The organism is Microcoleus sp. CAWBG640, from assembly GCF_020883015.1.
Taxonomy (GTDB): Bacteria; Cyanobacteriota; Cyanobacteriia; order Cyanobacteriales; family Microcoleaceae; genus Microcoleus; species Microcoleus anatoxicus.
On record NZ_JAHRFC010000133.1, the window covers coordinates 1 to 10,123 of the forward strand.

Sequence of the window (10,123 nt, forward strand, 5' to 3'; positions counted from 1 at the left end):
ACTCTTTGAGTCTCGGATGGATGTTTTTCAAGATATTCTCGGAGCTGGCTCATGTTTTTTGAGGTAAAATTCCATTATAATTTAAGAGCGATCGGCAAACTATTTCTTTTTGGGAGATGTCTAATGCCATATTTCTTCAAGATGAGTGCAAGTTCGGATTGCGCCTCTACGGTTTTAAGTCCGATTTTTGATGTACTTTCAGCTTTTATTACGCTCAGATCCAGATTGAGACTCGCTTGCTCGAAAGCGAGTGCCGCTTCATGTTTGCCCGCAGCCCGCAAACCATCAGCAATAAATTTGACAATTGCTTCGTTGGTTTTGAATCCGTGCTTAATAGCCTCCAGCGCCAATTCCTCTATCTCTTTCTGGCAATCCTCGATTGTTGCTAAATTTTTGGCAAAAATCTTGGCTTTTCTAACTTGTTCCTTCGCGTCCTTGGCCTGTAACGAACTCTCACGAACGTCGTCGTCAGACAATACTCCAAACTTAGAATAGGTTTGATTGAAAAATTGCCCAACCCTTTGTGCAAGGGGGTTTTGCTGAATAACTCTCGAAAGCATTGTTAATCCCTTAAATGTTTAACTTGACCAATTAATTCCCCGTGCATCTGTGACACCTTCAGCCCTCAAATCGGCAACAGCAGCGTGGATTGCTTACTGAGAGTTTTTTGGCAAGTCATCAAACTGCCCCCGTAGAAGTTTTAAGCATTTGCTTGATTTCACGCTTGCGAGTTTTCTTAAACATTTCCTCTCGCATAACCTCGTCAATGCACTCTAACTCCCACTGCGCCTGCTGCGCTTCTGAGTCTTTCTGTTGTGCGGATTTTTCAGCAATTTCTGCGTCTTGCCACTGCCCATACAGTTGCTGGAGTTGCTGAAGTCTTAACTGAGCCTGTTGCTGTAAACCCACAATTTGCAAGCTAGACGAAGCTAATTGGCTATCAGCACTTTCCTTAAACCTCAGTGGTGCAGTTATGCTCACTTGTTCAGTACCGCCAAAATACTCACGTTTCAGTTTGTTAAAAGCCTTCTCGTTCGGGAGCGCACCAACCAAGGCGATCGCAAATTCAGAGTATTCGGTGTTTCTCGCTCTGCCACGTCGCAAAACTGACTGAGGGATATGGTGGTCATCAGTAAGTTGAGCGATCGCTCGCACAAACTCTGCTTGATTTTTTATCCGAAGGCGATGTTTGGCCTCGGCAGATGACACCCATTGGTGAATCGATTCATTCTCCCGGTGAATCGATTCATGAATCGATTCACATTCAACCACTACCGCCACATTGCCGTCACCGTCACCAAAGTCAATGCTTTCAATACTTGCAGCCTCCATAATTCAACTCCTTATTGATGAATAGATTTGAATCGATTTGAATCGATTTGAATTGATTCAAATCGATAGATTAACAATAGAGAGGTGGTCACGAAAAAGGTACTAGCCAGTGACTAAATATTAGTCGTTGACTAAACCGAAACTGAATCGATTTAAGTCGGCACAAAAAAGCCCCCTCCGGAAAGGAGAGGGCTAAGTAACTTAATGTAACTAAAAAAGGTTGAAGAAACTCACAGACCTTTGAAAAAAAAATCAATTCTTGCGACAGCCCCCAGAATGTGGCGGACGCTCAGTTGTTTCGTTGCCACAAGTAATAGAGATCCAGTCGTAACGGCCCGCTTCGCGGGCGCCACCGTTAACTGTTTTTTCTACAGCCTCTTGAGAAGTACGAGCTGGCACTTCGACCACACAGGATTTGTTAGGCGCTTGCTGAGTTTTGATTTTAACAAAAAAGAGCTGATAGTGAGGCTTAATTGGCGCAAAATCCATAATCTCCGTTCCTTGTGCCGTTTGTTGACTTAAAATCAATTTGGAATCGATTTAAATTAAAACTAACAACGATCGGAATAACAGGGTACTAGCCAGTGACAAACTATTAGTCGCTGACTAAACTGAAACTGAATCGATTCAAATCGGCACAAAAAAGCCCCCTCCAGTAAAGGAGAGGGCTAGTCTATTCAGGAATCTAAACTAGAGTAAATCATGCCCAGCAGCCTTTTTATAAAAGGCTTTTGCTCCCTGTATTTGGGGTCAGTAGGATCTTTCAGGTAATTGTACAGACTCTGTAAGGGGATATCCGTTTCGCGGGCAATCTTGTACACAGACCAGTTAGTGAGAGATCTAAAAGTTTTTAGATCAAGATGTCGAGGGGATGTTATCTTTGTCATATCGCCTGCTTGGTTTAATCAAGGTGATCCGCCCCTGGCTGTTGGTATCAGCGCAGGGGCATTTTAATTGAGAGTGACAAAAACTAAAAAAGAAAAACTTCATGAGAACACAACTCCACCAAACTTTTCTCTAAAAAACGGAGGAAGATATTAGGTTACATTGTCACTATCACTCTCGTATTCAGAAGGGGATGGGGTCATAAGCCTCAGAGTCGTCAAAATTCGCGTCTTTCTCTGAGGCTGGAGGCTTTGGATACTCACCCCTTAACTCGCGTAATTCACACATTTGACTGTCAAGCTGAACTACCAAAATACCCGTCAATCGGATAGCAGCTTCAACGAGCCTGGGATATTGATCGAGTTCGTATTTACCAGAGGCAATCATTGCCGACAGTAATTGGACTGCCATAACCTCGCCGTGAGGTTGTGGGTAATTCGGATCGTCAAAATAGTCGCGAATTTTTAGTTTTTGCTCAAATGTAAGCTTTTCCATTTCGTCTGAAACTCCCACACTTTCCGTTTGTAGTCGTACACAAAACCACGAGATTTAACCTCGAAAAACAATTCATAAACCCTGACATCACTTTTAGTAGGAAACACCTCTAATGCCCGAAGGATTTTTGTTCTGAGCGCTGGGGTAATTCGTCTCCCGATCGTCAGCACATTGGTTGGTAGTAGGACGTTGTTGGCAGACGGCGAACCTTCGAGGTCGGGGTCGTTACCACCAAGTTTTGACCGAAAATCGACAGAATAGATCAACCGCAGGTATCGCTTGGCTGCGAGTTCGCCACATTCTAAGTCAGGATATTCGCTGTCGGCTGCAAAAAAAGAGGCGCATCGAGGAGAAATGACGTACATAAAATCACCTCACAAGCACCACCTACGATCGCTCACACTCCAGCGATAGCCCATTTTTTTGAGGTTGCCGTACAATACCAATCGATCCAAAGTCTTGCATCGAGGGAGGATTGCGATCGCCTGCTCGTATTTTTTGAGTTTGATTTTTGACATAATAGATTCAGAGGTTGGTAAGGAAAGGCGATCGCCGGATCTACCCAGAGCGATCGCCCGTAGCTTGGTTAGAGCGTTAATCTTGCGGCGTCACCCGCAAGTCTGGAGAGGCGTGTAGCGAACCTCAGTATTTGATTGTCAATAAGCTTGGTTAATAAAAATGTCCCAAAAATGGGACATTTTTATTGGGAGGCCGTCTTCCCCTCTGATTATTTTTGCCCTGGCCAAGAGCAAAATCAGTTGAGATTAACAAAATCTGGGAACCTTTGTATGCCAAAGATTCCCAGACTTATTTTTCGGTGAGATAAGTCTCCAATTCTGGGATTTCAGCGGCGCGTCGCCAGTCAGTCAGCCCGCGTCGCACTTTCGTTCGAGCCGTGATTTCTTGAATTTCCAACAATTGCAATTTGGTGTAAGGTCCTTCAGATTTGCCACTACGAAAAACGTACCATTCTGGAATATCGAGAACCGAGGATACTTCACGCCGCACTGTTTTCATCTGATTTATCCCAGATTCTGCCTTGAGCTTATTAAGTTCTTGCTCTACTGGATCGGGGGCCGGCAAATTACCTGTGGGCGATCGCTTTTTTTTCTGTCCAGGTCCAGGAGTTTTAGTTTTGGCAACAGACTTTGCAGCCCGCCGGTGCCGCGCCCATAGGTCGTACTGATACAGGTAAGCTGAGACCAAAAACATTCCGATTGGAATGAGTTCGACTCTCAGTCGAAGTAAGTTTTTTCTCAGTAGGTAAAAACCACGCGCGTAGTCAGCATCGACTTTGCTGGGAACAGGCGTCAGGTAAGACACCACAAACAACGAGATCGTGAACGCGACAAAACTGACGATAAAAGCGTTCAATCCTTCCCTCCAGTGCGATCGTTCTGAACCAGACCAGCGGTCAGTTAGGTATTGACGGACTGGGTTGAGCTTTGGATGCGCAGGCAAATGTGTTAACAAAAACTTTGCCACAGACGAGATTACCCAATGGAAAAAGGTAAACAGAAATGGTACGGTAGCCCATGCTCCAATTAGAACAGCAACAACGCTGTCACTGTGTTGGAAGGGAAATCGAGACCAAACTAGCGCCGTAAAAATATAGGTCAAGCTGAAGGCTCGTATCCAAGACAGAGGATAAGGGAGCCACTTTGGCCATGTATTCATAGTGGAACAATTCGACGGGATATCAATATTGTTCCACTAGGTCGATCGGATGTCAGCTTCCGGCTATTCCGGTTTTAACTATTTAATTTTCAAGGTTCTGTACAGGCAAAAACTTTTCAGGGAACCTAACAAACTCATGAAGCTTCTCGGGTGGAACCCCACAAATTTGACACAAGGCAAGCCATTGAACCCCACTAAGGGCAAGCTTTTCCCACCCTCGGCTCCCCTCTCTCGCCCTCCTACGGAGCGTACTAGCAGACACCTCTTGCCCAGAAATATGGGAGATGGCACCGGCTAGTCGCTCGTAAGAGAATCCTGTTTGTTGGAGAAAGGTACTCAAAGGGAAATGTCCTAACGTTGGTTGACTTTTAATGTCTGTAACCATATTATATTGATATCTAGTCAAATTGACAAGCAAAAAGCTTGTTAATTTGACTAGCCTCATAAACAACAAAGTAGGCAGGCTGCGGACGCCAATCACCAGCCTGCCTACTACAAATATAAGAGTTTCCGGCAGCAGACCCCTTTCGCGACTAGCCCTGTAAGCCCTGATGAGCGTGAGCAGCGAGAAACGGTCGGTTCCGGTAACTCCACAGCACAACCAAATCAAAGATATCTCTTGTCTGCGCTTTTTACGTAGACAAGCCCGCCACCTAGAAAAATAATTCCGTGAAAATGCGGAAACCACAAATCGGGTTATGTGCCATTTCGACACCAGCAATCCTGATTTCTACGGGCAACCAACGAACACCCCCCGACAAGCCGCCACCACCGGGAAGCGGTCGCAGGGATTTCAGTAGTGAGGTAACACCATGCGGTAAGACGATTGTTTTTTGAATTGAAGAAATTACAGCGTTTTTTGCGCGATCGCACAGCTTCCGTGCGATCGCCTTCCTCTCAACCTAGGAGTAACAAGTGAAAACACAAATAAGCTTAGTTTTTGACGATTTGACGACCAAATTAGCAATCGTGGAAGTGCGCAAGTTGCCGAAAGTAATCCACTGGAAAGGCAATTATTTCGCTCAAACAGATGCCAGTCAATTCTGCTACGTGCAGACAACTGGCGAAGACTTGACGAATATTGAAACCCCAGGGTGGCAAATTCTGCCTCACCGAGAAGACTACAAATAGATTTCAAAAACCTGTCGCGATCCACTCCTGTAGTGCGATCGCTTTCCCTTCATTAACCCCACCAAAAAGAAGAGAAATGCTAGCCACAGAAACGCCAAAAGCCAGTCGGATGCCCGCAACTGAAATGGATACCAAAGAAGCTGAAGAGATAACGGTCGCCATAAAAAACGGGTTCGACAACCTGGGTGCAAAACTCTTGGAGGCAAGAGAACGAAAAGCTTACAAAGCACTGGGTTACAGAAGCTTTGAATCCTACTGCCTGACAGAATTCGGCAAATCAACCTCCAGTGCTTACCGGATTATTGAAAATCAGAAAGTGATAAGCGAACTAGAGGCAGAAGTAGCGCGACAGTATGACGAGTCGGTATCGCTAAAAATCACCGGACCGCAAGCCCAACTACTTAAGAAACTGCCAGAGGTAGGAAGTAGGTTGCAAGCAATAGAATTTGCACAAAAGCTGGCAAAATCAGAAGAAAGGAACCCCACAACCAAGCACTTAGAACTAGCAGTTTACAAGTTTTCTAACGAGCCAGAACACTACAGAAGTGCCATCCAAAAAAATTTTAGTCAAGGCGTAAGGGTAGAGGCACTGGACACACCAAAAACCAGCAGAGGAACGGTTAGAAAAGTCGATAAACTCGGTCAAATCTATGTCGAATTAGACGACAGTGGAGTCAAGCCAGTTTGCTTTGAAGCTCACGAATTAAGGGCTTTGAAAGATTCAGAAAAACCTTCCACCCCTTTAGACGACAGTATTGCCAGCAAGGGAGACAAGGTCGTCTTGTTTGCCAAGGGTTTAGAGGGGAGACAGGGAGAAATTTACACCTACAGAACCGGAAAAAAAGCCTTAGTAGTTTTAGACGGAGTGACGTTGCCGATCGACGTAGCCTACGCCGAGTTAGAGCTAGTGAAAGAGACTTTTAACACAAATTCTTACAAAGATAAAAGTTGGGATGAAAATTTAGTCTGGGAAAGTGGAAAAAACACTTATTACTACTTTCCTGATGAAGACAAAATCTACAGTAATCGCTGGCCAACCGGACTAACCCTAACGCCTTACTCACACCGTGGGACACCAGCAGAATTCGTAAAGAATTGGGAGGAGCGGTTTGCTGGACAAGTAGTGGAGTCTTTGGTTAAAGATTCCGACTTAAACAGCTTGCTGATAGCTCAATTGATTGCTTTACCAGAACAGGAAAAGGAAAGTTTTGCTAGCAACTTATTTAAAAATTTAGCGCAATTCTTGCCAACCAATCACACAAAATTAGAATCAGCGGTAGACACAGATGCGGAAGTAGAGATTGAAAAACTAAGAAGACAAAACCAAAAGTTACAAGAGCAGTTAGTCGAGGCTGAGTCGGCAATAGTAGAAATGGTGGAACTTTGCCAAGGTGGAATCGAGCTAACACAGTCACCACAAAACCAGTTAGACAATCCTCCGCTTCATAGTGAGGAAAAATACTTTACAGCAATCACCCTGCATCAGCCGTGGGCTTCTCTCATTGCAGCAGGTGAAAAGCATTATGAGACTCGATCATGGCCGACGAATTATCGCGGACCGATCGCAATCCATGCGGGCAAAAAATTTGAGCAAGATGAAGTCTTGATCAGTTTGTTGGGGATTCCAGAGGTCGAAGTTCCTTTGGGTGTAGTGGTTGCACTCGCAGACTTGACCGATTGCATTTTGATGGATGCCGATTTCATGAGAACCCAGCCTGATATAGAGCTAAGTTGCGGCGATTGGGAAGTTGGGCGCTACGCTTGGAAGCTTGAGAATGTTCGGGCGATCAGGCCAATTCCAGCAACAGGCAAACAAGGCTTGTGGAAGTGGAATTTAGACGATTGGAATCCCGGAGATTGTGACATCGAACTGCTAGAGTCACCACAAAACCAACTAGACAATCCTCCGCTTCATAGTGAACCACACCAAACGACAGAAAACACGCCAACTAAAATCACTTTAGAGCCTTGGGAAGTTTGTCCGCCACAAGTAGGATTCCTTGTCAAGATTCGCGACAACGACGAGGATATGAGAATAATCGAGCTAGATACCCCTGACGGCAAAGTCCTCGTAGAAAATAAAAAAGGGGAGAGAATTGCGGTTTACTCCACTTTTATTCGCGTGATAAGAAAACAGCCGCTAGTAGAGGAGTTCCTCAAAAGAACAAGCAACCAAGAGAATGGTTTGTCTGAAGACTTGAAACGAGCAATAGAACGGGAAAGGTCTGCAACTCTAGAACGGCTAACAGAGTTAAACGACGTGATCAAAAAAGGGAAGTCAAAGAAGCCGACAGAAAGGGAAACTAGAAACTTAGCCTCGCTAAAAAGCAAGTTAGAAGATTTAGAGTTAATAACTGAATTCAAGACAGGTCAAACTGTGTGTCACCACAGGCAACCAATGATTTTCGGGAAAGTGGCGGGCATTAATTTTTCATCAGGAGGGATTCCCGGAGTCTGGGTCAAATACTTTAAAGACGGGGAACTTCAAAAACGCACAGTGTCTGAGGAAGTTAAAAAGCTAACAATTTTAGATTTTTAGCGGAGAAACCAGTGCAAACTTTACCAACTCTGCTATCAATTCCTGACGACTGGCCTCTTGTCCCGGTTAAAGGCAAGCGGCCGTATAAAAAAAATTGGACCACCCACGAATACGTTCGCCTAGAAATACTAGCCGAGCTAGAAAGTGGGAAAGCCACCGGCATCGGGCTGAAGCTCGGAAACGGACTGCTAGCAGTCGATTTTGACGGGGAATCTGCGGTCAATCTTTTAGTTAAATTAGCTGGAGAAAACAGCCTAGCAGAGTTTACCAGGACCACCGCATGGACTAGCGGCCGTCCTGGTAGGAAACAAGTCCTTTTCTCGGTACCAGAGAAAGATTGGAGCCGCTTAAGAAACCGAAAAATTTACACCGGCGTTACAGACCAGGACGGGAAAGGGGAGTGCCTAGAATTTCGGTGGCTGGGAACGCAGAGCGTTTTGCCACCAAGTCTGCACCCGGACACTGGCAAACCTTACTGCTGGCTAAATTCACCACTAAAAAATCCCCCGGTGTTGGTTCCCGACTGGCTGGTTGAAGTATGCGAAAACTGGCATAGCGAGTACACAAGTCCAGAAGACTTAGATCTGGTAAGATTCCCAGCTAGACTTTTTGCCAGCTTTGGCCGCCAGTTAGCGGTTTGGCTCTTAGCCCGTCGGTCCGACACTTCACGCTTGAACCACGCAGGCAAGTCCAAAGGTTCGGGAGTTGGGAAATTTAGCCTACTGGCGACAAGTAGGATTCTTGGCCGCAGTATCGGTCACGTCAGAAGACAACTAGGCTCCGCGAAAAAATCTGGCTTAATTCGAGATTACAAGCAGTCAGGGGACTGGGTAACTGTTTACTACAGCAGTTTTGAAAAAGCGATCGCTCTTGCCGGGATAGAAAAAATCGGCCCGATCGCGGCCATAAATATTGATGATTTGGCTAACATCCACATAATCGCTACAGAAGTGGAAGCCCAAAATTTGCAAAGAGCCTCTCTCTACCGTCAAAGGCTAGAGGAAGTCGAGCAAATAAAAGCTCAGGGCTTGGACCCTGGGCAAACTCCGACTGAAATAGTCAAACCGAGCGATCTGCACACCTGTGGCTATCCGGCGCGGGTACTGGGAAAGAGCGATCGGTTTTTCTATTGCAGCTCGGAATTCCGCTTCTACGGAGGCAGTCACGGTGCGATCGCACAGTCGCGGGGAATTTCCACCGCGACTGTGAGCCGCCACCTTTCCAACCGCTACCGGTTAAAAGCCTCCCCTGTCAGGAATTTCCGTGAGGAGTTGGTGCCGCTAGTCGGAAAACAGCTTCTGGAAAAAATTCCGCAAGTCAAGGGTTTGCCCCCAGGACTCTGCCAGGAGGAAGGACTGCTTTTCCTCAAAGGGGACTGGTGGAAGCCGCATTGCAAAGTCTACCTGTTAGACCACCGCCTTGTTGCAGCAAAAGTCCGCCGAAAAAAAATCAAGCAGTTTTTGGATAAGCGGGAGTTATAGGTGCAAAAAGTTTTTCGGGGGGAATTAGAGGATAAGGTTCTCTTATCAATTCTTGAATTTGGGGGATTTGGAGGACTGAAGAGTTAGCCAAACTTTTCCAAAAAAAACCGGAACAAGGAAAGACAAAAACGATCACGGTTAAAAAGTGTCCCATTTTTGGGACACTTTCACCAAACCTCTGGTGGGGGTTTCGGGGCGATTTTGCTGCGTTTTTGAGACAGTTTTGAGACAAAACCGCGATCACCCATCACAGGAAATCGCCCAAACCCAGAGCCGATGGTGGGATTTGAACCCACGACCGTTCGATTACGAATCGAATACTCTACCCCTGAGCTACATCGGCACAGACAATTAATAACCTTAGCACAACCGCCAGACAAAAAGCAATGAGTTGTAGAATTCAAACCCCACAACTCATCACTCAGAACAGCCATCAAACATCCAGTTCGCCGTCAGTCCCGCCACCTCTGGCACCGGAATAAACTAAACCCCGCTGCATATCCAGCGTCAGCATAGTGCCGTCCCGAATCACCTGGGTGGCATTCTTCACGCCCACCATCACCGGTACGCCCAAACGCAAACC

Annotated in this window: 11 protein-coding genes and 1 tRNA gene; 3 read left to right on the forward strand and 9 right to left on the reverse strand. The window is 45.9% G+C overall.

Translation table 11 applies throughout. The annotated features are described in order from the left end of the window. Positions 1–74: 74 nt before the first annotated feature. The 7 genes from AAFP11_RS28480 to AAFP11_RS28510 form a co-directional block, all read right to left on the reverse strand. A complete protein-coding gene (locus AAFP11_RS28480) occupies positions 75–560 on the reverse strand; it encodes a hypothetical protein (RefSeq protein WP_341740050.1) in 486 nt (161 codons plus the stop codon). 118 nt (positions 561–678) lie between these two features. After that, entirely contained in the window at positions 679–1,332 is a 654-nt protein-coding gene (locus tag AAFP11_RS28485) for a hypothetical protein (RefSeq protein WP_341740051.1), read from the reverse strand. A 252-nt stretch (positions 1,333–1,584) separates the two neighbouring features. Then, positions 1,585–1,821 (reverse strand): hypothetical protein, encoded by a 237-nt coding sequence (locus AAFP11_RS28490; RefSeq protein ID WP_341740052.1) that lies wholly within the window; start codon positions 1,819–1,821, stop codon positions 1,585–1,587. 579 nt (positions 1,822–2,400) lie between these two features. Further along, entirely contained in the window at positions 2,401–2,712 is a 312-nt protein-coding gene (locus AAFP11_RS28495) for a hypothetical protein (protein WP_341740053.1), read from the reverse strand. Continuing rightward, entirely contained in the window at positions 2,682–3,077 is a 396-nt protein-coding gene (locus AAFP11_RS28500; RefSeq protein WP_341738721.1) for a hypothetical protein, read from the reverse strand. Before AAFP11_RS28500 ends, AAFP11_RS28495 begins: the two co-directional genes overlap by 31 nt. Before the next feature lie 9 nt (positions 3,078–3,086). Next, entirely contained in the window at positions 3,087–3,230 is a 144-nt protein-coding gene (locus tag AAFP11_RS28505; RefSeq protein ID WP_341738722.1) for a hypothetical protein, read from the reverse strand. Positions 3,231–3,519: 289 nt separating this feature from the next. Next, positions 3,520–4,389 (reverse strand): DUF4339 domain-containing protein, encoded by an 870-nt coding sequence (locus AAFP11_RS28510; protein WP_341740054.1) that lies wholly within the window; start codon positions 4,387–4,389, stop codon positions 3,520–3,522. A gap of 915 nt (positions 4,390–5,304) precedes the next feature. Between AAFP11_RS28510 and AAFP11_RS28515 the strand changes: the two genes are divergently transcribed. From AAFP11_RS28515 to AAFP11_RS28525, 3 genes are all read left to right on the forward strand, one after another. Then, entirely contained in the window at positions 5,305–5,520 is a 216-nt protein-coding gene (locus AAFP11_RS28515; RefSeq protein ID WP_341740055.1) for a hypothetical protein, read from the forward strand. A gap of 76 nt (positions 5,521–5,596) precedes the next feature. Then, positions 5,597–8,059 carry an ASCH domain-containing protein gene (locus tag AAFP11_RS28520; RefSeq protein ID WP_341740056.1) on the forward strand — a complete coding sequence of 821 codons (2,463 nt, stop codon included), beginning with the start codon at positions 5,597–5,599 and terminating at the stop codon, positions 8,057–8,059. Positions 8,060–8,070: 11 nt separating this feature from the next. Beyond that, positions 8,071–9,540: a bifunctional DNA primase/polymerase gene (locus AAFP11_RS28525; RefSeq protein ID WP_341740057.1), complete on the forward strand. Its 1,470-nt coding sequence runs from the start codon at positions 8,071–8,073 to the stop codon at positions 9,538–9,540. A gap of 271 nt (positions 9,541–9,811) precedes the next feature. On the opposite strand, the gene AAFP11_RS28530 is transcribed toward AAFP11_RS28525, so the two are convergent. Both AAFP11_RS28530 and AAFP11_RS28535 read right to left on the reverse strand, forming a co-directional pair. Then, a tRNA-Thr gene (locus tag AAFP11_RS28530) sits at positions 9,812–9,883 on the reverse strand. 90 nt (positions 9,884–9,973) lie between these two features. Further along, the coding region (locus AAFP11_RS28535; protein WP_341740058.1) for a PEP-utilizing enzyme at positions 9,974–10,123 on the reverse strand (150 nt) is incomplete at its 5' end.

Excerpts from the sequence above, each read along its gene's own strand:
- AAFP11_RS28480 (WP_341740050.1), bottom strand. The coding sequence starts at position 560 with ATGCTTTCGAGAGTTATTCAGCAAAACCCCCTTGCACAAAGGGTTGGG.
- AAFP11_RS28495 (WP_341740053.1), bottom strand. The coding sequence starts at position 2,712 with ATGGAAAAGCTTACATTTGAGCAAAAACTAAAAATTCGCGACTATTTT.
- AAFP11_RS28520 (WP_341740056.1), top strand. The coding sequence starts at position 5,597 with ATGCTAGCCACAGAAACGCCAAAAGCCAGTCGGATGCCCGCAACTGAA.
- AAFP11_RS28500 (WP_341738721.1), bottom strand. The coding sequence starts at position 3,077 with ATGTACGTCATTTCTCCTCGATGCGCCTCTTTTTTTGCAGCCGACAGC.
- AAFP11_RS28485 (WP_341740051.1), bottom strand. The coding sequence starts at position 1,332 with ATGGAGGCTGCAAGTATTGAAAGCATTGACTTTGGTGACGGTGACGGC.
- AAFP11_RS28510 (WP_341740054.1), bottom strand. The coding sequence starts at position 4,389 with ATGAATACATGGCCAAAGTGGCTCCCTTATCCTCTGTCTTGGATACGA.
- AAFP11_RS28490 (WP_341740052.1), bottom strand. The coding sequence starts at position 1,821 with ATGGATTTTGCGCCAATTAAGCCTCACTATCAGCTCTTTTTTGTTAAA.
- AAFP11_RS28505 (WP_341738722.1), bottom strand. The coding sequence starts at position 3,230 with ATGTCAAAAATCAAACTCAAAAAATACGAGCAGGCGATCGCAATCCTC.